At 69.8% G+C, this 23,994-nt stretch carries 19 protein-coding genes; 8 read left to right on the top strand and 11 right to left on the bottom strand.

Features of this window, described 5'->3' with window-relative positions; genetic code table 11:
- Positions 1-33: 33 nt before the first annotated feature.
- Positions 34-2,574 (bottom strand): discoidin domain-containing protein, encoded by a 2,541-nt coding sequence (locus tag ACGFYN_RS18595; RefSeq protein WP_393866894.1) that lies wholly within the window; start codon positions 2,572-2,574, stop codon positions 34-36.
- Between the two features lie 329 nt (positions 2,575-2,903).
- Here ACGFYN_RS18595 and ACGFYN_RS18590 point away from each other — a divergent pair, with 329 nt between their 5' ends.
- The 4 genes from ACGFYN_RS18590 (at position 2,904) to ACGFYN_RS18575 (ending at position 8,423) form a co-directional block, all read left to right on the top strand.
- On the top strand, positions 2,904-3,998 hold the full coding sequence (locus ACGFYN_RS18590; RefSeq protein ID WP_393866893.1) for a DUF1996 domain-containing protein: 1,095 nt from the start codon (positions 2,904-2,906) through the stop codon (positions 3,996-3,998).
- A gap of 12 nt (positions 3,999-4,010) precedes the next feature.
- Positions 4,011-5,771: a discoidin domain-containing protein gene (locus ACGFYN_RS18585; RefSeq protein WP_393866892.1), complete on the top strand. Its 1,761-nt coding sequence runs from the start codon at positions 4,011-4,013 to the stop codon at positions 5,769-5,771.
- Between the two features lie 71 nt (positions 5,772-5,842).
- Positions 5,843-6,883: a LacI family DNA-binding transcriptional regulator gene (locus tag ACGFYN_RS18580; protein WP_393866891.1), complete on the top strand. Its 1,041-nt coding sequence runs from the start codon at positions 5,843-5,845 to the stop codon at positions 6,881-6,883.
- Between the two features lie 178 nt (positions 6,884-7,061).
- The gene (locus ACGFYN_RS18575; protein WP_393866890.1) at positions 7,062-8,423 is read left to right on the top strand and encodes a beta-1,3-glucanase family protein; all 1,362 of its coding nucleotides are present in this window, start codon (positions 7,062-7,064) and stop codon (positions 8,421-8,423) included.
- Positions 8,424-8,541: 118 nt separating this feature from the next.
- Here the strand turns inward: ACGFYN_RS18575 and ACGFYN_RS18570 are convergent, their stop codons facing one another.
- Together ACGFYN_RS18570 and ACGFYN_RS18565 are read right to left on the bottom strand one after the other, a co-directional pair.
- Positions 8,542-9,270 carry an SDR family oxidoreductase gene (locus tag ACGFYN_RS18570; RefSeq protein ID WP_393866889.1) on the bottom strand — a complete coding sequence of 243 codons (729 nt, stop codon included), beginning with the start codon at positions 9,268-9,270 and terminating at the stop codon, positions 8,542-8,544.
- Positions 9,271-9,367: 97 nt separating this feature from the next.
- A complete protein-coding gene (locus ACGFYN_RS18565) occupies positions 9,368-10,036 on the bottom strand; it encodes a nitroreductase (protein ID WP_393866888.1) in 669 nt (222 codons plus the stop codon).
- A gap of 147 nt (positions 10,037-10,183) precedes the next feature.
- Here ACGFYN_RS18565 and ACGFYN_RS18560 point away from each other — a divergent pair, with 147 nt between their 5' ends.
- Positions 10,184-10,834, top strand: coding sequence for an FMN-dependent NADH-azoreductase (locus tag ACGFYN_RS18560; protein ID WP_393866887.1), 651 nt, complete (start codon positions 10,184-10,186; stop codon positions 10,832-10,834).
- Between the two features lie 117 nt (positions 10,835-10,951).
- Here ACGFYN_RS18560 and ACGFYN_RS18555 read toward each other — a convergent pair whose 3' ends face one another.
- Together ACGFYN_RS18555 and ACGFYN_RS18550 are read right to left on the bottom strand one after the other, a co-directional pair.
- Positions 10,952-11,437, bottom strand: a complete 486-nt coding sequence (locus tag ACGFYN_RS18555) for a MarR family winged helix-turn-helix transcriptional regulator (RefSeq protein WP_393866886.1) — start codon at positions 11,435-11,437, stop codon at positions 10,952-10,954.
- A 62-nt stretch (positions 11,438-11,499) separates the two neighbouring features.
- Positions 11,500-11,739 (bottom strand): hypothetical protein, encoded by a 240-nt coding sequence (locus ACGFYN_RS18550; protein WP_393866885.1) that lies wholly within the window; start codon positions 11,737-11,739, stop codon positions 11,500-11,502.
- 111 nt (positions 11,740-11,850) lie between these two features.
- Between ACGFYN_RS18550 and ACGFYN_RS18545 the strand changes: the two genes are divergently transcribed.
- The 3 genes from ACGFYN_RS18545 to ACGFYN_RS18535 all read left to right on the top strand — a co-directional run bounded on the left by ACGFYN_RS18545 (position 11,851) and on the right by ACGFYN_RS18535 (position 16,724).
- On the top strand, positions 11,851-14,112 hold the full coding sequence (locus tag ACGFYN_RS18545) for an ATP-binding protein (RefSeq protein WP_393866884.1): 2,262 nt from the start codon (positions 11,851-11,853) through the stop codon (positions 14,110-14,112).
- Between the two features lie 198 nt (positions 14,113-14,310).
- Positions 14,311-15,327 carry a bacteriocin fulvocin C-related protein gene (locus ACGFYN_RS18540; RefSeq protein ID WP_393866883.1) on the top strand — a complete coding sequence of 339 codons (1,017 nt, stop codon included), beginning with the start codon at positions 14,311-14,313 and terminating at the stop codon, positions 15,325-15,327.
- 212 nt (positions 15,328-15,539) lie between these two features.
- The gene (locus ACGFYN_RS18535) at positions 15,540-16,724 is read left to right on the top strand and encodes a type III polyketide synthase (RefSeq protein ID WP_393866882.1); all 1,185 of its coding nucleotides are present in this window, start codon (positions 15,540-15,542) and stop codon (positions 16,722-16,724) included.
- 8 nt (positions 16,725-16,732) lie between these two features.
- Here ACGFYN_RS18535 and ACGFYN_RS18530 read toward each other — a convergent pair whose 3' ends face one another.
- From ACGFYN_RS18530 to ACGFYN_RS18505, 6 genes are all read right to left on the bottom strand, one after another.
- Complete coding sequence (locus tag ACGFYN_RS18530) at positions 16,733-18,943, bottom strand: SpoIIE family protein phosphatase (RefSeq protein ID WP_393866881.1); 2,211 nt, start codon at positions 18,941-18,943, stop codon at positions 16,733-16,735.
- A gap of 209 nt (positions 18,944-19,152) precedes the next feature.
- On the bottom strand, positions 19,153-20,067 hold the full coding sequence (locus ACGFYN_RS18525; RefSeq protein ID WP_393866880.1) for a hypothetical protein: 915 nt from the start codon (positions 20,065-20,067) through the stop codon (positions 19,153-19,155).
- A 4-nt stretch (positions 20,068-20,071) separates the two neighbouring features.
- Entirely contained in the window at positions 20,072-21,055 is a 984-nt protein-coding gene (locus ACGFYN_RS18520; RefSeq protein WP_393866879.1) for an NlpC/P60 family protein, read from the bottom strand.
- Between the two features lie 284 nt (positions 21,056-21,339).
- On the bottom strand, positions 21,340-21,840 hold the full coding sequence (locus ACGFYN_RS18515; protein ID WP_393866878.1) for a GNAT family N-acetyltransferase: 501 nt from the start codon (positions 21,838-21,840) through the stop codon (positions 21,340-21,342).
- Between the two features lie 18 nt (positions 21,841-21,858).
- Positions 21,859-22,350: a hypothetical protein gene (locus ACGFYN_RS18510; protein WP_393866877.1), complete on the bottom strand. Its 492-nt coding sequence runs from the start codon at positions 22,348-22,350 to the stop codon at positions 21,859-21,861.
- The gene (locus ACGFYN_RS18505; RefSeq protein WP_393866876.1) at positions 22,323-23,732 is read right to left on the bottom strand and encodes a hypothetical protein; all 1,410 of its coding nucleotides are present in this window, start codon (positions 23,730-23,732) and stop codon (positions 22,323-22,325) included. Before ACGFYN_RS18505 ends, ACGFYN_RS18510 begins: the two co-directional genes overlap by 28 nt.
- Between the last annotated feature and the right edge of the window lie 262 nt (positions 23,733-23,994).

Below are 23,994 nucleotides of genomic sequence, written 5' to 3'. Positions count from 1 at the left end.
GTCAGCTGTTCACGACCTGGTCCGTCCCGTCGGTCACGGGAACGACGTCAGTTTCGACGGCACGGTGTCCGTTCCCGATGTCGGTGCACCGGTGCTGTTGACCACGTGGGCGTACTGGCCCTTGCCGCCGAGAGAGATCACCAGGACGTCGTGCAGCTTCACCCCGGCGGTGACCGGGACCTGGAAGCCGTGTGCCTGGACGATCGTCGGATCGGAGGTGTAGTTGCAGTAACTGCCCAGCCCCCACGCCTCGTGCTGGGTCACGGTGTCGGCGACCTTGTAGGCGGCGTAGCCGACGATGCCGTCATGGGTGATGGCGGCCGCGTTCGGGGCGTCGTAGGCCTTCTCGTTCTGGAAGAAGATCGTGCGGCCGCGCTCGCCGCTCCACAGGACGTCGTACTTGTTGAAGTGCTCCACGAACAGCCCGGTGGCCAGGACGTCGTCGCCGTTGACGCGCAGACCGTAGTCGGCCCGGTTGGAGTCCCAGCCGACGCCGTCGCCGTGGTCGGCGCGCCAGAGCCAGGTGTGGTCGATGACGACGTCGTCGCTGTTGACGACGACGGAGTTGGTGGCGAGTCCGGGGCCCGCACCGCCGATTCGGACGAACACGTCCTGCATGGTGGTCGGGTCGGCCGAGTGGTCGGCGCTCGCGCCGGGCTGCCCGATCCGCAGCAGCGTGTCGGAGTTGGCGGCGCCCGCGTCGATGAGGAAGCCGGCGAGCCGCACGCCGTCGACATCGGCCACGTGCATGGCGTCGATGCCGTTCTCGGGCACGATCGTGGCGAGGCCCAGTCCGAGCACCACGGTGTCGGGGCGCGTCACGTCGATGGTCTGGTCGAGGTGGTAGACCCCGGGCGTGAACAGCAGGTTGAGCCCCTGGGCGAGCGCCTGGTTGATCGTGGCGGCGGTGGCGCCCGGCTTGACGACGTAGAACTGGTCCAGGGGGAGCGAGGTGCCCGCGTTCGCCGGCCAGGACACGCCGCGCGCGTTGGTGCGCTTGGCGGGCACGAACACCTTGTAGGTGCTGCCGTCAAGGTAGAGGAAGGGCTTCTCGCGCGAGACGGGCGTCGTGTCGAGCGTGGTGTACGGGCCCGAGTCGAAGTTGGTGGCCGGGGCGCCCTGCACACCGGTGAACGTCATGTTCCACACGCCGTTGGTCCAGCCGCCGACCGAACTGTCGCGGGTGTACCACTGCTGCTGGGAGTAGGGGCCGACGGTGCCGTCGATCTTCGAGTCCGCGATGTAGCCGCCGGAGGCCCAACCGTAGCCGTTCGGGGCCAGGTTGAGGCCGCCCTTGACGTGGATACGGCGGAAGGGTGCCGCCTGCGCCACGGCCCAGCGGTCGGTGCCGTTCGAGGGCGTGATGGCGAGGTTCTCCGCCGAACGCCAGAAGTTCTGCGTCGCGTTGCCGTTGAACCAGCCCGCGTCGACGGTGACGTCACCGTTGATCTGGGTGTCGTCGGGGTTGAGGCCGAGCCCGGAGATCGAGGTGTAGAAGCCGATCTGGGCGTTGATTCCGTTGTAGGTGCCAGGCTTGAGCAGGAACTGGTAGCGGCCGGTGCCGAACTGGGCCGACTCCTGCTTGGCGAAGACGTCGTCGAACTTCTGCTGCAGGTTGGCAGTGCTGGGGTCGACGACGATGACGTTCGGCCCGAGGTCGCCGCCGCCCTGGACCGGCGGAGTGCTGCCGCCCGAGCCGGTGTGCACGGCCGCCTCCCACAGCGAGTAGCCGTAACCCGTCGCGCGGACCGTGCCGTTGATGCGGACGTACCGTCCTGAGCCGCTGACGTCGTAGGAGGCCGTGCCCCCGCTCGCGCCCGTGACGCTCTTGAGGGTGGTCCAGCTCTGGCCGTCGGAGGACGCCTGGATCTGGAACTCCTTGGCGTAGGCCGCCTCCCAGGTCAGGTCGACCTTGCACAGGTTCTTGGCCGAGCCGAGGTCCACCTGCACCCACTGCGGGTCGGCGGCCTGGCTGGACCAGCGGGTGCCGGCGTCGCCGTCGAAGGCCGTGGAGGCGGGGGTGCCGGCGTTCTCCGTGGAGGAGGCCGAGGCGGGCCTGCCCTGCGCGGCGTTCGCCGAGTCGCAGGAGGACGTACCGGTGCCGGAGGTGCCGAAGACCTGGAACTCCCAGAGGGAGTAGCCCCATTGGGTGGCGCGGTGGATTCCGTACATCCTGACGTAGCGGCCCTGTCCCGAGACGTCGAGGGTGTCGGTGCCGCCGTCGCCGCCGGTGACGGAGGTGAGGTCGGTCCAGGTGCTGCCGTCGGCGGAGGACTGGATCTTGTAGTCCTTGCCGTAGGCGGTCTCCCAGTTGAGCACGACCTTCGAGATCGAGGCCGTGGCGCCGAGGTCGACCTGGAGCCACTGCGCGTCGCTCGCGGCGGAGGACCAGCGGGTGCCGGTGTCTCCGTCGACCGCGGCGGCGGCCGGTGTACCGGCGTTCTCGTCGGAGGAGGACGTCGCCGTTCTGCCCTGGGACAGCGGGAGTTCGGCCGCGGCGGCCGGTCTGGGAACGGGTAGGGCGAGCAGCGCCGCCATGGCGGCGAGCGCGACGCCCACGGATCTGAGTCTCATGGAGGTCCCTGCGGGTGCGATGGGAAAGAGCAGGAGAAGGCTTCGTGCGCAGACGGGAATGGCGCCAAGGCGACCGCCACGGCGCTTAGTTCACGCCTTGATTTAACTGATGACGTCCAAGTCTCGGCAAGTCTTCGGAAGTTGAAATCTTTCCCGGTCCACTTCTGCGGGATCCCTTGACATCTTGATGACATGCCCTCAACACTCCTCGGCGGGAGAGCGCTCTCCCACGCTCCCCCGGCACCTCATGACGTGGCCTCACCTGACGCCTTGTCATGCCGCGGCCGGGCGCGGCCTCTCACACCCCCACCGTTCAGGAGGAGGTCTCCATGTCACGGAGATCGAAAGGCCTGTCAGCGTCGCTGATCACCGGCGCGCTCCTGCTGACCTCGATCGGCCTGGGCGGCGTCGCCCTCAGCGCCGGGCCGCCCACCCCGCACAGCTCCGCGGCGCGGGCGTTCGCGGCCACCCACTCCGGTCACACGATGGCGGCGTCCGTCGCCAACTCTCCGGAGGACCCGGACGGCGACGGCTACGTCCCCGCCGTCCCGCCGGTGACCGGCGTGACCCCGTCCACGCAGGACCCGCCCCACCGCTACTTCCACGAGTTCCAGGCCAACTGCTCGGTCACCCACACCAGGCCGGACGACCCCATCGTCTATCCGCAGCAGCCCGGCAAATCCCACGACCACACGTTCATGGGCAACACGTCGACCGACGCCTACAGCACGACGGCCTCGCTGGCGGCCGGCGGCACCACCTGCAAGGCACCCGGCGACCTGTCCGGCTACTGGATGCCCACCCTCTACAACGGCGACCGGCAGATCCTGCCCGTGGGCCCGCAGGTCATCTACTACAAGGCGGGCGTCACCGACTACACCAGCGTCCGGCCGTTCCCCAAGGGGCTGCGGTTCGTCGTCGGCAGTCCGATGCAGAGCGCCGACGAGTTCCGCCACCACCCCGGCTTCGTCGAGGGCTGGGAGTGCGGGGACAGCTACTTCAACACCGAGTTCCCCGCGACCTGCCCCGACCGCGCCGACGTCCAGCTCAACATCCGCTTCCAGGCGCCCAGTTGCTGGGACGGCAAGTACCTCGACACCCCCGACCACAAGAGCCACATGGCCTACCCCGTGGTCAAGCCCGGCACGAACGACAACATCTGCCCGGCCGACCACCCGGTCGCGCTGCCGATGATCGAGTTCAAGATGGCCTTCCCCGTCCACGGCGACATGTCGAAGGTGCGGCTCGCCAGCGGCACGGGCCACAGCTTCCACTACGACTTCTTCAACGCCTGGGACGACCCCACGCTCAAGGCGCTGGTCGACCACTGCATCGTCGGCGGGCTGCAGTGCGACGCGCGCGGCTACGACGAGACCCACCCCGAGGCGGGCGCGGCACTGGACGAGAACTATGAACTCCCCTGAGGAGCAGCAGCGATGACCCCACGACCCGCTACCCGCACCCGCACTCGCCGCGTCGCGGCACCCCTCACTGCCGGTGTGCTGGCCGCCGGCGCCCTCATCGCCCTGCCGGCCGTCCAGGCGCACGCGGCCGGCAGCGTCGTCAAGGTCACCGGCAGTCAGGGCTCCTGGCAGCTGACGGTGGACGGGCGTCCGTACCAGATGAAGGGCCTGACCTGGGGCCCGAGCGTCGCGGACGCCGAGAAGTACATGCCGGACCTGCAGTCCATGGGCGTCAACACGATCCGCACCTGGGGCACCGACGCCACCAGCAAGCCGCTGTTCGACTCCGCGGCCGCGCACGGCATCAAGGTCGTCGCCGGCTTCTGGCTCCAGCCCGGCGGCGGTCCCGGCAGCGGCGGCTGCGTCAACTACGTGACCGACACCGCGTACAAGAACCAAATGCTCGACGAGTTCCCCAAGTGGGTCCAGACGTACAAGGACAACCCCGGCGTGCTCATGTGGGACGTCGGCAACGAGTCGGTCCTCGGCCTGCAGAACTGCTACAGCGGCGACGAGTTGGAGAGGCAGCGCGACGCCTACACCACCCTGGTGAACGACATCACCAAGAAGATCCACGCCGTCGACCCCGACCACCCGGTCACCTCCACCGACGCCTGGGTCGGGGCCTGGCCGTACTACAAGAAGAACGCGCCGGATCTCGACCTGTACGCGGTGAATTCCTACAACGCGGTCTGCGACATCAAGTCCGCCTGGGAGAAGGGCGGTTACACCAAGCCGTACATCGTGACCGAGACCGGCCCGGCCGGCGAGTGGGAGGTTCCCGACGACGCCGACGGCGTACCGCTCGAACCCTCCGACCAGGCCAAGGCCGACGGCTACACGCGCGCGTGGGGCTGCGTCACCGGCCACAAGGGCGTCGCGCTCGGCGCCACGATGTTCCACTACGGCACCGAGTACGACTTCGGCGGCATCTGGTTCAACCTGCTGCCCGCGGGCCAGAAACGCCTGTCCTACTACGCCGTGAAGAAGGCCTACGGCGGCGACACCGCGCACGACAACACCCCGCCCGTCATCTCCGGCCTGAGCGTGGAGGGCGACGCGGGCAAGGTGCAGGCGGGACGTGACCTCGTCCTGGACGTCAAGGCCAACGACCCCGACGGCGACCGGATCTCGTACGAGATACTCGACAACAGCATGTACATCGACCAGAGCAAGAACCTGAACACGCAGCCCTTCACCGACCTCGGCGGCGGCCGTCTGAAGGTCACCGCACCCGACCGCCCGGGCGTCTGGAAGGTCTACGTCAAGGCGGCCGACGGCCGGGGCAACGTCGGCGTCGAGTCCCGCTCGATCCGCGTCGTCCCACCCGTGCCGTCCGGCACGAACCTGGCACGGGGCAAACCCGCCACCGCCTCGTCCTACCAGGCGAGTTACGGCGATTGCCCCTGCACCGCCGCCAACGCGGTCGACGGAAATCCCGCGACCCGCTGGGCCAGTGACTGGAGCGACCCCCAGTGGCTCCAGGTCGACCTCGGCACCCGCACCACGTTCCGGCACGTCCAGCTGTTCTGGGAGGCCTCGTACGCGAAGGCGTACACCATCCAGACCTCCGACGACGGCCAGAACTGGCAGACCGCGCACACCGTCTCCGACGGCAACGGCGGCATCGACGACTTCGACGTCACCGGATCAGGCCGCTACGTGCGGGTCAACGGCACGGCGCGGGGGACCGGTTGGGGGTATTCGCTGTACGAGTTCGGCGTCTACTCCTGACGCGCATGACGACCGCTCCGCCGCCGGAGAGCGCTCTACTGCGTGATCCGCAGGTCCGTTAGGGTGCCTGCATGCGCAGACGGGCCCCGACGCTTGAGGACGTCGCCCGGGAGGCCGGTGTCTCCCGGGCGACCGTGTCCCGGGTCGTCAACGGCATCCGCAACGTGGATCCGGAGATACAGGAACTGGTCCGCCGCGCCATCGAGCGGACGGGCTACGCGCCCAACCGGGCCGCCCGTTCCCTGGTGACCCGGCGGGCCGAGACCGTCGCCCTGGTGGTGTCCGGCGCGGGTGACACCACCGACGCCGGGCAGAACGCCTTCGCCACAAGGGTGTTCGCGGACCCCTTCTTCGGACGCGTGGTCGGCGGCATCGTCGGCTTCCTGCGCCCACGCTCCATGCACCCGGTGCTGATGTTCGCCGAGTCCGCCGAGGCCCGGGAAGAGGTGCTGACCTACCTGCGGCAGGGACGAGCCGACGGAGCCCTCGTCGTGTCCACCCATGCCGACGACCCGCTGCCCGCCCTCCTCGCCGACGCCCGGCTCCCCGCGGTGCTCTTCGCCCGGCCCTCGCGTCCGGTCCCGCTCAGCTACGTCGACCTGGCCCACCGGGACGGAGCGCGCCTGGCCGCCGAGCACCTGCTCGCCCGGGGGTGCCGCCGACTCGCCACCGTCTGCGGCCCCTTGGGCGTCGCGGCGAGCCAGGAGCGCCTGGCCGGCTTCCGCGACACGCTCGCCCGCCACGGCCACCCCTACGTCCCGGTCGCCGAGGGCGGCTTCACGCTCGACAGCGGCGTCGCGGCCATGGCGGACCTGCTGGAGCGCCACCCCGACACGGACGGTGTGTTCGCGGCGAACGACCTCATGGCCCAGGGCGCCTGCCAGGTACTGCGCGAGCGCGGCCGGCGGGTGCCCGAGGACGTCGCGGTCGTCGGCTTCGACGACTCCAGCATCGCCGTCACCTGCCACCCCCGGCTCACCACCGTGCGCCAGCCGGTCGAGGAGATGGCGGCGGAGATGGCCCGCCTCCTCGACGAGCACATCCACGGTGCACGCACGGACGCGACGTCGGTCGTCTTCGACCCGGAACTCGTGGTGCGCGAGTCGGCGTGACGGCGCGGGCAGGTCCGTACCGGATGCGTCAAAGGATGTAGGAACAGGACGCAACCCGTTTGGTTTCGGCTTCAGTTGTTGACGCCGGACGCCGGCGGGACTACAACCCCAGAGAGCGCTCTCTCGTCTGCTGTTGCTCCACCCCCACGCACGCCGAACCGGCTTGAGGAGACCTCGCATGCAGAGTTCCGTCAGCGCCCCACCCACCCGCAGACCACCGGCCGGCGTCGCACGCTCACGTGCGGCCCTCGGCCTGGTCGTCGTCCTGATCGCCGCCTTCTTCGCGGCCCTGGCGCCGTCTCCCGCGCACGCGGCCGACACGTTGCTGTCCCAGGGCAGGCCCGCCACCGCTTCCTCGACCGAGAACGGAACCTTCCCCGCGAGCGCGGCAGTTGACGGCAACACCGGCACCCGCTGGTCCTCGGCCTTCGCCGACCCGCAGTGGATACGGGTCGACCTCGGGTCCGTCCAGCAGCTCAGCCGCGTCACGCTCAACTGGGAGGCCGCCTATGCGACCGCCTTCCAGATCCAGACCTCCACCGACGCCAACGCCTGGACCACCGTCTACTCCACGACCACCGCCATCGGCGGAACCCAGAACCTGACCATCTCCGGCAGCGGCCGCTACGTCCGTCTCTACGGCACCGCGCGGGCCACGCCGTACGGTTACTCCCTGTGGGAGTTCCAGGTCTACGGCCCCGGCGGCACCACGACCCCGCCGGACGACTTCTGGGGCAGCACCGGCGACATCCCCCCGGCGAGCAACGCCGTCGAAGTGAAGATCCTCAACCGCACCAACGGCAAGTACCCCGACAGCCAGGTGTACTGGACCTTCAACGGCCAGACGCACTCCATCGCCGAGCAGCCCTACCTCGACATGCCAGCCAACTCCGCGGGCCGCATGTACTTCTACCTGGGCTCACCGAACGGTCCCTACTACGACTTCATCGAGTTCACGGTCGGCAACAACGTCTTCAACGGCAACACCACCCGGGTCGACGCCTTCGGCCTGAAGCTGGCCATGCGCCTGCACTCCAAGGACGGCTACGACGTCGAGGTCGGCGAGAACCGGCAGACCTTCGCCGAGGACCGCGCCACCACCTTCCAGCGCTTCACCGCGGCCGTTCCGGACCAGTTCAAGGTGCTGGCCCAGACGCAGGCGCCGTACCGGATCATCGCGCCCGGCAGCGACCCGAGCTTCCGCGCGGGCGGCGCCAACGCGAACTACTTCACCGCGTACGCCCAGTCCGTCGGCGTGAACGCGGCCACCTCCGACATCTTCGGCTGCGCCGCCTCCCTGGCGGGCAACCCCGACATGTGCGCGGCCCTCAACCGTCACGTCGCCACGCTGCCGTCCTCGCAGCAGTCCGACCCGGCCCAGTTCTACAAGGCGGCACCGGCGAACTACTACGCCAAGTTCTGGCACGACAACGCCATCAACCAACTCGCCTACGGGTTCCCGTACGACGATGTGGCGGGGCAGTCGTCGTTCATCTCGCATGCCGGTCCGCAGTGGCTGCTGGTGGCTGTCGGCTGGTAGCCCATACGGCGCAGTCGACGTCGAACGTACGCCGACTGCGCGACTGGCGGGTCCGGCCGGTTCGCACCACACGGTCGGACCCGCCGGACGCCCGCAATGGGCCTTGGCATGACCGAGGTCAGGAAAGCCAGTCGGTGTACCGGGTGGGCGCGAGGTGGGCGTCCTTGTCGGTGAGGACGTCGCCGCTGACGGCGGCGAACATGCCGGCGGTGGGGTCGGTGACGACCGTGCGGTTGTCGCCCTTGTGGGACAGGGTGATGCGGCCCAGCTCGTCCAGCGTGAAGATCTCGGGGCCGGCGATGTTGCGGATGCCGTTGAGCGGGGCCCCGGCGGCGACCTGTGCCACCGCGTCCGCCACGTCCTTGGCGGCGATGGGCTGAATCGGTGTGGCGGGCAGCCGGACGGTGTCGCCGTCGGCGGTCCAGGACAGGACGGCGTCCATGAACTCCATGAACTGGGTGGCCCGCACGATCGAATAGGGGACCGGTCCGCCCATGAGCAGCTTCTCCTGGAGGACCTTGGCCTGGTAGTAGTCCAGCGCCGGCACCTTTTCCGCGCCGACGATGGAAAGGATGACGAAGTGTCCGACGCCGGCCTTGTGGGCGGCGGTCAGCAGGTTGTCCATCGAGGTCTGGAAGAAGGCCGGGGAGGCTTCGTCGAAGGTGGGGGAGTTGGTCAGGTTGACGACGACGTCGGCTCCAGCGACCGCCGTGTCCAGCCCCTCGCCGCTGATGACGTCGATGCCGGTGGACTTCGCGTGGGGTACCGCCTGGTGCCCGGCGGCGTTGAGGTTCTTGACGACCTGCGATCCGATGAGTCCGGTACCGCCGATGACTGCGATCTTCATGACATGCCTTTCGTCGTTTTTTGCGCAATATGGCACAGGAACCGCTGGGTGGCGCGGCAAGGAGCGGCCGTCCTGACCCGTCGGGTGACGGGCTGCGTCAGCAACGGTCGAGGAACGTGACCGTCTCCTGGAGCGGCGCCCTGCCTGTGCGGGCGGGGTCGACCGTGGTGTCCTCGAATCCGATCGACATGCCGCAGAAGAGCATGAGCTCGTCCGGGGGTGACAGGACACCCGCGACGCTGCCGTGAAACTTCGCCCATGCCATCTGGGGGCAGCTGTGCAAGCCCTCGGCGCGCAGCAGGAGCATCACGCTCTGCAGGTACATGCCGACGTCCGCCCACTGGGGCATGCCCATGTCACGGTCGATGTAGCAGAACAGCGCGGCGGGCGCGCCGAAGCAGTCCCAGTTGGCGGAGGCGGCCCGCTGGCGAGCCTCCAGATCCTCGCGCGGAATGCCGAGAGCGCCGTAGCGCTGCTCGCCGAAGGCGGATCGGCGTTCGCGGTAGGGGGACTTGAGTACGGGCGGGTACTGCTCGTATTCGGCCTCGTCCCACGGGTCACCCGCGGCCAGGCGCTCCCCGGCGCGCTTCTTGACCTCGGCGAGCGCCTCGCCGGTCACCACGTAGGCCTGCCACGGCTGGATGTTCGATCCGGACGGCGACCAGACCGCGGCGGACATGACGCGCTCCAGGGTCTCTGTCGGGACCGGCCGGTCGCTGAACCCTCGCACGGCCCGGCGGCTGGTGACCGCCTCATAGACGTCCAAGATCACTCACCTTCACTGTGCTCGACGCACTCGTCTCCGTCACAGCCGAGATAGTATCACGTGATACCTTCTCGTGCTTAACTGATGCGGAGAACGAAACCTCAGCCCCCGGCTTCCGCCTCGGGCACTGCACTTGGGAGAACGGCCATGGCCACACTGCTGCACATCGACTCGTCGGTATTTCCGGGCGAGGCTTCCTCGTCCAGGTCGGTCACGGCCGCCTTCCGCGCGGCCTGGGAGGAGCAGCACTCCGAGGGCACGGTGCTCTACCGCGACCTGGCCGCCGACCCCGTCCCGCACATCACCGCCGACGCCTGGTCGGCCGGCTACGCCGAACCGTCCGAACGCACTCCGCAGCAGGCCGCCGCGTTCGCCGCGCGCGTACGGCTCATGGAGGAGCTGGAGCAGGCGGACGCCGTCCTCATCGGCGCGCCCATGTACAACTTCTCCATCCCCTCGACCCTGAAGGCCTGGCTGGACAACGTGCTGCTGCTGGGCCGCACGGCGGGCGAGGAGCCCTCCGCCCAGGGCACTCCGACGATCGTGGTCGCCAGCCGAGGCGGCTCGTACGCGCCCGGCACCCCGCGTGAGGGCTTCGAGTACGTGCAGAACTATCTGGAGGCCGTCCTCGTGCGCACCCTGGGGCTGGACGTCGACTTCATCGTCCCTGAACTCACCATGGCCCTGCGCAACCCGGCCATGGCTCAACTGGTGCCGCTCTACGAGGCCTCCCGCGCGCGTGCCTTCGAGGATGCGACCGCCAAGGCCAAGGAACTCGCGGGGCGTTTCGCCGCGTAACTGCCGGGGTGCAGGACGGGGAGTCGTGCGGCGCCGGGGAGCGGAACGTTGCGTGGCGCTCCCCCGCGCGTGCCGGCCGGGCGCCCCGTGTGAGAGGCGGCCGGTGCGCAGGTGTGTCTACGCCTTGTCGTCCGTGGGATGGGCGAACCGGGTCAGTAGATTCGTCAGCGACTCCGCCTCGCCGGGGCTCAGTTCGCCGACCAGGCTTCCCGCCAGCGGTTCGGCCGCCGCATGCGCGGCATCGTAGAGCTCGAGCCCCTTGGGCGTGATCTCCACCGCCCGTGCCCGTCGGTCTCCCGGAACCGCCTTGCGTACGGCCAGCCCCTTGCGTTCCAGGTCGTCCACGACCCGCATGATTCCCGCCTTGTCGGTGCCGGTCGCCTCCGCCAGGTCCCGCTGCACCGTGGGTCCTTGGTTGACCAGCACGATCAGCACGGCGAAGTGCCGCAATTCGATGCCGAGCGGTCGGAGGGCCTCACTCATCACCGCGGCGGCGCGCCAGTGCGCCCGGCGCAGCAGCAGGCCGAGCGCGAAAGGCGACTCGTCCCCGGGGCGGTCGGTCGCGCGCGGGGAGGTGGCGGGGTCGGGGACGTCGGCAGCCATGTGCCCAGCTTACAGCCGTCCGCTCATTCGATATCGTTTCATCTGAAACCATGCAGATGGTGTCAATCGTGGGTTCGGTGCTGGGTGAGTTTGCCCAGTGCGCTGTTGATACGGCTGATTTCCCAGAGCAGGTAAACGCTGGCTGCGGCAAATGCGATCCAAGTTCCCCAATCGAAGATGCGCACCACGAGGTACAGCAGGCCGGCCAGGACAAGGAACTTGACGACAATCTCGCTTGTTTCGTCGCGCTCGAGGACAACACGCTGTCCGTGATCGTGTATCCGCTGCAGGCGCGCGTTCATGAGATCCCCCTTGTGCTCTGACTGGGCATCATGCCTCCTCCGGTATTCAGTGTCCCTCCCGCTCACGCCGAACAGCTCACCTACGGTCGAACGTCCTGGTAGGAAGATCCTGTGGAAGATGTCTACGCCGCGGCGATCCGGCGGTTTCGGTTACGTGCGGGGCTGACCCAGGAAGCCCTGGCCGAGCGTTCCGGTGTTTCGGTCAGCACGATCCGCGGCATGGAGACCGGCAAACGGCGCAACCCGCAGCTTGCGTCGGTGCGCCGGCTGGCTGCCGCTCTCGACCTGGGACCGACCGAGCTGGATGGACTGCTGGCTGCGGCGACTGGCGCGGCCGCGCCTTCGGCGGCACCGGTCCCTCGCCAACTGCCCGCTCCACCCGCGCCGTTCGTTGGCCGCCACCATGAACTCGACCGGCTGGACGCCGCGTTGCGCTCCGGTTCGGGCGCCGCGAGCACAGTCGTCATCTCCGCGATCGCCGGCGCCGGCGGGGTCGGCAAGTCGTGGCTGGCGTTGCACTGGGCCCACCGCAACGCCGACCGGTTCCCGGACGGGCAACTCTTCGTGGACCTGAGGGGATTCAGCCCCGACAGCGATCCGATGGACCCGGCCGTGGCGGTGCGCGGATTCCTCGACGCGCTGGGTGTCGAGCCCGGCCGTATCCCGGTCGCCCCGCACGCGCAGGCGGCCCTGTTCCGCAGCCTGGTCGCGGACAAGCGAATGCTGCTGGTCCTCGACAACGCTGTCGACACCGCTCAGGTCGCCTCCCTGCTGCCGGGCGGCGACACCTGCACCGTGGCCGTCACCAGCCGCAACCGGCTGCCGGGTCTGATCACCGGCCACGGCGCCCACCACCTGTCCGTCGACAGGCTCACCGACACCGAGGCCCGCGGACTGCTCGTCGCCCGGCTCGGTCCCGCACGCATCGACGCCGAAGCCGCGGCGGCGGACGAACTCGTCAGGCTGTGCGGCGGGTTCCCGCTGGCGCTGAGCATCATCGCCAGCCGCGCCCACACCCACCCGCATCTGCCCTTGGCCGATCTCGCCGACGAACTGCGCGACGGCGCACTCGACGTCCTCGACGACGCCGACCCCGCCGCGAGCCTGCCCGCGGTGCTCTCGCTGTCCCACCATGCTTTGACCGACGAAGAAGCCGAGGTGTTCGGGCTGCTCGCGATCGCGCCCGGCCCCGACATCGGTTCCGCCGCGGCCGCCAGCCTCACCGGCCGCGGCCGAAGCCGGACCAGGGCGCTGCTGCGCAGGCTGGAACAAGCTTCGCTCATCGGCCAGGACGCCGCCGGCCGCTACCGCATGCACGACCTGATCCGCCGTTACGCCTCCACCGCCCACAACCTGACCGACGACACTCGGCGGGCCGCCCTGCAACGGGTGCTCGACTTCTACACGCACACGGCCAGCGCCGGCGCCCGTCTTCTGGACACCCACCGCGAGTCCATCGAGCTCGCCCCGCCGGCGCCTGCCTGCCACCCGCAGAACCTGCCGGACATCCCTGCGGCGATGGAGTGGTTCGCCTCCGAGCATCAGAACCTGCTCGCCGCTCAGTGCACCGCCGTCGCACACGCCTTGCACCGCACGGCCTGGCAACTGGCCTGGACGCTGAACGACTTCCACTACCGGCGCGGACACCGTCATGATCAGCTCGCCGTGTGGCGGATCGCGGTCGACGCAGCGAGCCGACTGCCCGACCCTGACGCCCAGATCCTCAGTTACCGGCTCCTCGGCCGCGCCCACGTGGTGCTCGGACATCATGAGGAAGCCATCGAAGCCCTGAACCAGGCACTCGCCCTGAGCGAGCAGCAGAACGACCGCGCGCTCCAGGCCCACGCGCACTACACGCTCGCGTCCATCTGGCCGGACGGCCGGCGGGCGCTGGAGCACGCCAGACTCGCACTCGACCTGTACCGCGGCCTCGATCAGCCGATCCGGGAAGGCAACGCGCTCAACGCCGTGGGCTGGTACGCCGCGCGCCTCGGCGAGTACGACTCCGCCCGCGAGCACTGCCAGGCCGCCCTCGCCCTCTACCGGCTCCACCAGGACGTGAACGGCCAGGCGCAGACCCTGGACAGCCTCGGCTACATCGACCACCACAGCGGCCACCACCACGACGCCGTCCAGCACTACCGCCAGGCCATGAGCCTGTACCGCGACCTCGACAACACCTACGAGACCACCGAAACCCTCGAGCGGCTCGGCCACGCGCACGCCGCCCTGGGCCACCACGACCAGGCCCTCGCGGTGTGGCAGGAAGCCCGGGACCTGTTCCGGCAACAAGGACGCGACGAGGAAGCCGACCAGGTGGAGCGGCAGCTCGACGGCCTCGGTGCGGAGGACGGCCCGGACAGCGCGCATTGACCTCCCGAACCGGTCACAGGTGAGCGGTTGGTGAGCTGTTCCCCGGTCAGGGCACGCAAGCACGATGGTGCCCGTAGCAGCACGGCCCACGGTTCAAGGCGGGCCGCCACGGACCTCACCGGCGATGTGGCTCGGTGAGCTTCCACCGGGCCGAACAGGCGCTGCCGCAACCTGTCACGGGGAACGGAGATTTCACAGATGCGCACCACTGACGGACAAGCCTCTCCCGAGTCCGAAGTCCGCTGGATGCTGGCATTCGACGCGTCGTGCTCGACGTGCCGTGCCGTGTCCTCGATCGTGTTCAACGCCTGTGAAGCACGGCTGGAAGTGGTCGCGCTCGGCCGGGCCGATGTCCGCGCCTGGCGTTCGAGCGCACTGGGGCCCGACGCGCCCTGGGCACCGACTCTCATGAAGGTCACCACCGGTACAAAGGTGACCGCCGGTACAGGCGACGACGCTGCCGCAGCGAAGCGATCCGTATCCCGTCGTGAGTCCGTCCGCGCATGGACGGGCCCGGCGATGACGCTCCAGCTGCTGCGACGCCTGGGCCCGCGGGCCACGGTCCGCGTCCTGCGGGCGCTGGGGGAGGCGCGAGAGGAGAACCGCTCACAAGCCGGCGCGGGCTCCAGCCGCGCGCAGTTCCTCCGCGTCGCCGGAGGGCTCGCGGTCGCCTCGACCATCTTGTTCAAGGGCGGTGCGCCCGCGTTCGCCGAAGGCCAGGACGCCGTGGCGGCCAACGCATGGGTCGAAGCGAACGCCAAGCGTCTGCCCACCACGTACGCCGATGTCACCGCCCTGCCACTGGCCCACCGCCGCGCCGTGCATGCGGCGCTGCCCCCGGCTGCCCGCAGCCGCCTGTGGGTGGAGCACATCGACCGCTTCCGCGCCGCGCACACGCCTCTCACCCCGAGGCAGAGCACGGTAATCGCGCGGGCCCGCGACGCCGCCTCCGACCCGGCGACCTTCCATCGCCGCCCACTCGCACGCCCCCAGCACAGCGACCTGACCGAGTCCGCGATCGCCGCATTCGGCATGGAAGAGGCTGTACAACTGCTGGCCGCGCTCGGACCGTCGGAGACCCTGGCACAGGACTGCGCATGCAGCTCGTTCTCGGACGCGTGCCTCTTCAGCGACTGCATCGGAGGCGGATGCGCCATCTCCGACGGTGGCTGCGGCGAGTTCTGGATCTGGGACTGCGACGGGACGTGCCGCTGACCTGGAGTCCCAACCGGCCGCGAGGGCTTGGCGATTCACCGGGTCCGTACCGACTCCCGGGCCCGGTGCCCCTCATGGCTTCATCGTGAATTCAACCAATGGACGAAAGATGCGAAGTACAGTGCTACAGCGGCGCCTTGACCCCACTCTGCCCATTTAGGCAGGTTTCGGCCAGTTCAGGCCGTCAAGGTTCGCCGGGAAAGGGGCGGATTGTGGACGCCTATCTGTGTCCTCCCGCTGTAGTGCACGGTGAACATGCTGTGAAGACCGACGAGATCCTGGCCGAGGTGCGAAGCCGGCATCCGGAGGTGCCGTGGCTGCCGCGCATCGACGGCATCGCGGCGAGCACGGGGATCACGTCACGGGGGTGGATGCTGCCGCTGGAGACGGCCACCGCGCCCAGCAGCGGGAGCGGACTGCGAACTCCGGGCGCCGGTCCGGCCCGTGAAGCACTGACCCGTAGCGGGTTCGGCGACGCGGAGGTGGACCGGGCGATCGCCGCACTGGAGGCGATACCGGCGCCGCAGACCATCCAGGAGCGCACCGCCCCGGCCTGGGCTGCCGTGCAGACGTACGCGGAGCGCGCAGCGCGCGAGGCCCTTGAGATCGCCGGTCTGGGGACCGCCGACGTCGACTGCCTGATCACCAGTCACTCCACCACTCCGGCCCTGCCGGGACTGGACCTGTCGCTGCTCAACCGGCTCCCCCTGCGTAGCGACGTACTGCTGCTGCCGGCCAGCCAATGGGCGTGCATCGCCGGGACCCGATCGCTGGCGTTGGCGGCTGACCTGGTCGCGGCGGACCCCGACCGGGTCGTACTGGTAGTGATATCGGAGGCGTTGAGCACCACCTACCAGCCCACCGACGACACGCTGGAATCCCTCATCGTCCGCCTGCTGTTCGCGGACACCGCCGTCGCCGCGGTGATCACCGGCCGCCCCAGGACCGAGTCGGTCCTGCGGTTGGACGCCGCCTGGCACCACACCCTCGCCGGAACCTCGAACCTGCACTGGCTGGACACCCGGGCCGACGGCACACACTTCGTGATGGACCGCCGCGGACCGCGCGCCGTGCAGGAGACGGTCACCGAGATGTGGGAGTGGCTGCGCACGCGCCACGAGAACGACGAGCACCCGTGGCATCCTGATCTGCTGCTTGCCCATCCCGGCGGGACCCGGGTGATGGAGTACATGGAGCAGACGATGCCCGACGGGTGGCCGAAGGGGCTTCTGGACTACAGCCGGGACAGCTACACCACCGGCAACCGGGGCGGAGCGGCCGTACTGGACATCCTGCGGCGCGCGCACGACGCCGGCCAGAAGGCAGGCAGCCGCACAGTCCTGTACGCGGCCGCGCCCGGTCTGACGGCCACGGCCGTTGAGGGGGAGTGGCTCTGACGTCCGCCTCACCTTGAGGGGCGGTCACCACCGTCGGCGGGCCGGACGTCCAGTTCCGCCCACACCGCCTTGCCGGTGCTCGTCCAGCGCACACCCCAGCGCGTGGTGAGTTTGTGGATGACGTGCAGGCCACGCCCGCTGTCGTCGAGCACGTCACCGCGGTGCAGGCGCGGGCGGCCGTTGCCGGTGTCGCCGACCTCGCAGGTCAGCCGGCCTCCGGCTTTCACGAGCCGCACGGTCACGGGCTCGGCGCCGAACAGGACGGCGTTGGTGACCAGTTCGCTGATCACCAGGAGTGCGCTGTCGTGGGCCTGGTCTCCGGCGTGCCATTGCCGTAGGAGAGCAGAGGCCAGGGTGCGGGCGCGGGCGGCGGTGTCGTCGCGGGCGGGCAGATGCCAGGTCGCGGTGTCCCTGTTGCGGCGGCCGGTCATCCGGGCGAGCAGCAGGGTCACGTCGTCGCGCAGGCGGCCCTGCGGGGCGAGATCGGCGACCACGCGGCGCGCGGTCTGCTGCAGATCGTCCCAGGGATGGATCCGACGCACCTCGTGCCTGAGCCGGGCGATGCCGTCGTCGATGGAGGCCGCCGGATCCTCCACCAGGCCGTCGGTGTACAGGGCGAGGAGCGAGCCGGGCGGCGCGGCGTACTCCTGCACGTCGAAGGGTTCCCGTACGGCGAACTCGGCTCCCAGGCCCGGGTGCGGTTGCGCGGCGACCGTCGTGGCGGACCCGTCGGGGTGGACGAGGATCGGGGGCAGGTGGCCCGCGTTGGACATCACGACCCGGTGGTCGACCGGGTCGTAGACCGCGATGCAGCAGGTCGAACCGAGCGCGCTGTAGCCGGCCGCCAGGCCCGCGTCCGTGTCGTCCAGGAGCGTCACCGTCTCGTCGAGGCGCTCCAGCACCTCCCCGGGACCCAGCCCCGCCGACAGCAGGGCGCGGGCCTCCATGCTGAGCTGGCCCATGGCCGCCGCGGCTCCCAGGCCATGGCCTACGACGTCGCCGACCACCAGCGCGGTCCGGTCACCCGGCAGCGGAAAGCTGTTCACCCAGTCACCGCCGACGCCCGCACTGTCCGGGGTGGTGGGCAGGTAGACGCTGGCGACCTCGATGGTGTCGCTGCCGGCCCGCGGCAGCAGCCGGCGCTGCAACGCCAGGACCTGGGCGTGCTCACGCTGATGCTGGCGGGCCAGATCCACATGACGGGCGGTCTTGGCCACGAGTTCCTGCAGGTCGAGCAGTTCGCTGTCGCGGAAGGGGCGCTCCGGCCGCCGCCAGACTTCCGTCACGCCGAGCACGATGGGTCCCGGCGCGCCTTCCGGTCCTTCCACGACGAGCGGTACGCAGGCCACGGTCGCCGGCAGGTTGCCGGGCACGAGAGCGCGCACCAGCCGCGGATCGCTGAGGACCCGCTCGATCGCGTCACGGTCGGGAATGACGGTGGCACGCGGCATGTCGTCGCGCGTGACCGCTCCGACCAGCAGCCGGCTCGCCTCGCGGGGAAGGTTGTCCCCGCACGTCAGATACCCCTCGGGCCAGGCCCGGTCCGGCACCAGGGCCGCCCGCCGCAGCCGGATCCGCTCATGCGTCTGCTCGGTGACGGCTTCCCCCGTCCACACGGCGAAATCGAGGTCTACGGCGGCCACGTCTCCCCAGGCCAGCAGGGACTGGGCCAGGGACTGCGCGGTCTCGCCGATGTCCAGCGACGTCCCGATCGCGGCGGCGGACGCATAGAGGTGCAGCCTTTTGGCCATGGCGATCAGGGAGACCGTCAGGCCTCCCGAAGGCGCTGTGGCGGGCAGGATGCTCATGGAGACCACCAGCTCGGTCCCGTCGTCCCGCTGCAGGCGCTGAACCCGGGCGACGTGCGCCTCCCGCGTCTCGAGGACGTTGCGCAGACGCTGGGTGACCGTCGGTACGTCCCCGGGTGGCAGCAGCTCGGCGAAAGCGGCCCCCGGCGTGGCACGCACCCCCGCGAAGGGGGCGGCATCCAGATTGCAGCTGGTGATCCGCAGATCCGCGTCGAGAGTGACGACCCCGAGGATCTGTTCCTGCCCTCCGGCCTCCCGGCGGTCCCCTGCGGGCCTGCGGGCACGGCTCTCGCTCCGTGCGGCGGCAGGACCTGTTGCCTGCGCGGTTCCACCCCGGGGGATGTAGTCCGACAGGGCACCGCTGACCATGTCGAACGGGGAAGGAGACGATGAGGAGGGCGTGGGATCCATGCTGCTCACCCAGCTCGCTGACTCCGGCGCACGCCGAAGAGACATTCCCGAGTCCGTGCGGTCGAGCCCCGAGATCCCGGACCGCACACCTCCTGGATAACACAAACGCCGTCTTCACCGTAGGTGCAAAGGGTGAGTAAAGCCAGAAGGTGTGCCCGGCCATGGGCGAGGCCGTGATCCGCCGGCCCGGATCATGTGGCGACAGCCCCCTAGGGTGGTGACTCTCCGGACCGGCCGGACCGGCGGGTGAAACGCCGCAGTCCGCGCCGGGTGGGCCTGAGCGGCTTGTCCTCGGGGGCGACCGGCCCCTCGCCCGCGCTCAAAGCCGGCGCCTCGGCCGGGGGCGCCACGGACTCGCCGCCCCGGTCGAGGCGGCTTCGTACGGCACGGGCCATGGCCTGGTGGGCGGGTTCCAGGAGCAGGCCCTCCGCGGACAGGCGCTCCCACATGTGCAGCAGCTCCTGTCCACGGTTGGCCACCTGGCGATCATCGAGCAGCCGCTGCCACGCCGCGGTGGCGCGGGCCACCTCGGGTGCAGCCCGGTCCAGGTCGGTCCGGCACCGGATGCGCGCCACGGTCAGAGCGAGGACGGTGGAGAGCATGTAGTCGCCACGCAGATACGCCAGGTACGCCTCGATGGCCCGTGCCTCCATCGACAGCTCGTCCTCCGCGCCCCTGCGCAGCGTGAGGTGCTCCCGCAGCGCGCTGGCGAGGACGAACGCGGCATGCAGCTCCTCGCGCTGCGCATGCTGGATGATGCGCTCCACGCGGGCGAGCGGCGGGAACGCCGCCTCCTCCGCGGCGGTGCGCTCCCGCCCGGGCGGCAGGTCCTCCTCGTCGGCGATGGTGCGGCTCGAGCCGTCGGGGTACACCCGCAGGCGTGCCACCTGCATCACGCTGCGGTCGATGACGGTGGCCGCCACCGGCGCCCCCAGGGTGCGGGCGAACATGGCGATGGCGTCGAGGATCGCCTCGTTGGGCTGGCGTACTCCGCCCATGTCCAGCAGATGGCCGTTGACCACCGTCGACCCGTCCTCGGCCACGTACGCGTCGAGACGGATCAGGGGCGGTGCGGCGAGCGCGGGCAGGTTCTGCCCGTCACGGGGTGTCAGTGAGTTGGTCATCAGCTCAGGCTCCGGGCCGGACGACACCGAGGATGGGCATGGACGCGGCCGGCGCGATCGTGACCGTTCGTCCCGGCCGTGGCGCGTGGACGATCTGTCCGCCCCCTATGTACATGCCCACATGCGTGGCGTCGCCGAAGTAGATGATCAGGTCCCCCGGCCGCGCTGACGCCAGAGCGACCCGGGTCAGTCCCTGCCACTGCGCCTGCGAGGTGCGGGGTATGGGGTGCCCGGCCGCCGCCCATGCCGTGGAGGTGAGTCCGGAGCAGTCGTACGACGAGGGGCCAACGGCGCCCCACACATACGGTTTGCCTATCTGGGCCATGGCGAAGTCGACGGCCTTCGCGGCCGCTCCCGTCGCCTTCGTCCCGCCGCCGCCCGCATCGGGGCCCGTCCACCTGGACTTGGCCTTCTCCGTGTCCTGCTTCTCCAACTGGGCCAGTTTGCGGGTCTGTTGAGTCTGGAGCCCGGCCTCGATCTGCTCGGCCTCGGCGATCTTCGCCTCGATCTTCTTCTTAGCCGCCGCCTTGTCCGCGCGGGTGCTTTTCAGCTCCCGCAGCTTCTTCGAGGCGGCGTCGGTCTGCCGGCTCACCTCCGCGCGGACGGACTTCTGGGTCTCGGAGACGTTGACCAGGCTCCGCAGTGCCTGGCGGGCCTGCGACGCCTCGTCCAGGGCCTGGTCGGGGTGATCGCCGAGCAGCAACTGGATGCCCGTGGAGGCGAGATTGCCGCCGCGGTACTGCGTCCGGGCGGCCGCACCCGCCAGGTCGTGCAGATCGTTCACCCGGCCCTCGGTGCGGGCCAGGTCCTTGCGGAGCGACGTCAGCCGCTTCTCCTGTGCGGCCGCCTTCTCGTTCGCCGTGTTGTACGCCTCGGTGGCCACCTCCGCCGCGCGGTAGAGGCCGTCCAGTTCGGCACGGATGGTCTCGATCGATTTGTCATCCTGTGGGTCGGGTTTGCTGGGGACCGCGTAACTCGGGCTGGGCAACAGGGCGATCGCACAGACGAGTGCCGCTAAGTTGGCCCGACTCCGCAGCGGTCTGCCGCCGGTCGACACGTTCATCAACTCCACTTTCAGAGGTTGCGTGCAGGCGGCTCAGACGGACGACATGCCCATCGCATTCGCCAATACTGGCGACACGATGGACCGTTCAAGCCTCGAACACATTACCGTCCGCTGAACGTTCGACCGCCCCAACCCCGGGCGTGTCAACCTGCTTGCACGCAAAAACCTCTGCCGTGCCCCGCCGCGCACCCCAGCCGGATCACGGTTCAGTGCCGGGGTGCCAGGTCGCGCTGATACCACGTACCCGTCTTACCGCCGAGGTCCGACGGCTTGGCCGGACCGACCGGGACGAAGCCGGCCTTGACCAACACCCGCTGGGACGCGGTGTTTTCATGGGCGGTGGCCGCCCTGAGGGTGTGCAGCTTGTGCCGTTCCGCCGCCAGCCGGCACACCTCCCGTACGGTCGCGGTCGCCACGCCGCGACCGGCGACATCCTGCGCGACCCGGTAACCGAGTTCGGCGGCTCCGTCGGCCAGGTCGTACAGGTTGAACCGGCCCAGTACGGAGCCGTCCTCGTCGACGAGCACGTAGAAGGCGCAGATGCCGGCCTCCTGCTCGGCCAGCAAGGCACTGAACCGCTTGGTGAACTGATCGAAGTACTCGTCGCCGCGGTCGGTGACGGAAGCGGCGAAGTAGGCGCGGTTAGCCGCCTCGAAGGCCAGGACCGCCGGGGCATGGTCTGCATCCAGTTGCTTCAGCTCGGGCACGGGCCCACCCTAGTCACATCAGTAGGCGAGTCTGATGCTCACATCGATCGTGCCCGAGTGCGGGACCTTCAGGATGTGCATCCTCCGGGTTCCGCCGAGGTAGGTGACGGAGGCCGCCGCGATGGAGGCCGGGTGCGGCTCGCCCCAGCGGATGTGTACGACGCCGGGGCCGCGGTGCAGGTCGATGCCCGTCGCGGTGGCGGAGGCCGAACCGCCCCACGGCACGGTGGTGCCGTTGGAGAAGATCACTCGGTCGGACGCCTTGAGGATCAGCGGCATCGTCTCGGTCGCGGACGAGGCGGCCCGTACCGAGCGCTCCACCAGGCCGTTGCCGACCCTCACGTCGGTGACGACCGATCCGCCGGGGGTGGAGAAGCGGAAGGAGTACGGCTTGCCGCCGAAGAACTGGCCGGTCTGGGGACCGTCGGAGTCCGGTATCTGACCGGGCAGCACGGTCGACCACAGGCCGTAGTCGTTGTTGTTCAGGGACTGGATGAGCGTGCCCGCCACCGGGTGCCAGAGGAAGGCAAGGCCCGTGCGCGCGAGGGTGGTCGGCCTGGCGCCGAGGTAGGCGCCCAGGTACACGTTGGGGCGGCGGACGTAGAGGAAGTCCTGGCCGCGGTCCGTGCGGTGCTCGGTGAAGTTCTCGGAGGCCAAGTACGCACCGCCGCGACGGCCGCGCTCTTCGCCTGCCTGGTCGGATACCGCTCGCCGTAGATCGAGTGGCTGAGTATCCGCGGGGAGGTGTCCTGCTTGACCAGGCCCTGCACGGGTGAGGTGTCCGCGGCCCAGGCGGCGCGGGCGGCGGCGAGGTCCTCGCGTGCGGACAGGAACGCTCCCAGCGCCGGCACCGCGGGGACGAACTGGGCGTTGAGAGCGGTGCGTTCGGGGTCGGGCCGGGTGTCGGCGTAGACGAGGGTGCTGGTCCGCGTGGACGGTGCGACGTTGCTGAACCAGCCGGAGCCGTCGGGTTCGCGCAGCAGGTTGTAGCCGAGCCAGTCCGTGTACTTCCCGGCCATGGCGACCAGGTGGCTGTTGTCCGACTGGCGCCAGGCGTCCGCCAGTTCCGGCAGCATCACCTCGAAGTTGTAGTTCATGTCCATGCCGCCCTTCTCGTAGAAGAAGCCGGCCGGGCTCTGCCCGTTGCCCGCCAGCCGGGCGAAGGCACTGTCCAGCTGCGCGCTCAGGTCCGCGTCCGGGTTGGTCCTGAGCGCCAGGGCCGATCCCGCGAGACCCGCGGTGACCTGGTTCGAGTAGTGGATCGGGGTCTGCCACACGCCGTCGTTGGACGGGTTGAGAAGCCAGGTCATCGCGGAGTGCAGCGCCTGGGCGATCTGGGTGCGCCGGGCCGGCAGCAGGTTCGCTTCCTTCAGCAGGACGTGGGTCTTGCTGAGGTACCCGAGCGCGAAGCCGGTGGCGGGCAGGGAGTGCTCACCTGCGCTGTACTCCGACCACGAGCCGTCGCTGTGCTGGAGGCCCAGATAGTGGCCGAGCGCCGCGTCCAGGGCTGCCAGCAGCGCCGCGTCGCCGGCGTACGGGTTCCAGGAGCGGGCGTGGGTGAGGAACCAGGCCAGCGTGTACACGTGCTCCTGCACCCGGGCGTTGTACGGCGCCGACGGCGTGCGCCACCATCCACCGCCCATGAAACCGAAGGTCGAGGAGTCGCTGCCCTCGATGTCGTCGACCATCGGGGCGAGGCTCACGAGGTAGGGGGCGAAGCGCTGTTCCTCGGCGGCGAAGTCACGCCGGTGGGGTGCGCCGGCGGGCAGGGGCGCGAGGTTCGGGAGGCTGCCCGCGGCCAGCGCGCGGGGCGCGGGCAGGGCGGCCGCGAGGCCCGCGGCCCCGGCGGCGGTCAGCAGGGCACGGCGCGAGAAGGAGGTTCCGTACTTCACAAGGCGGCTCCCGAGCGGTGAATGCATGAGCTGTGAGTGAAGGCGGCGGCGATGGCCGCCGACGGTGCGTGACCGGACGGAGCGTGTCCGTCGACTGATCGGCCACAGTCGCCTCATCAGGGGCCGTCGTCAAGGTGCTAATGCGAATTACTACAGGGATTTGTTGCCCCGGCTGAACCTCTTGACGGAGCTGCGCCACGCGCTCTACGGTCCGTTCACGAGGTAGGAAATGCGTATTAGCGCCATCGATGAGGGGCGATCA

This window comes from Streptomyces sp. NPDC048419, from assembly GCF_043200415.1.
Lineage (GTDB): Bacteria > Actinomycetota > Actinomycetes > Streptomycetales > Streptomycetaceae > Streptomyces.
This window is presented reverse-complemented; position numbering and strand designations above follow the sequence as displayed.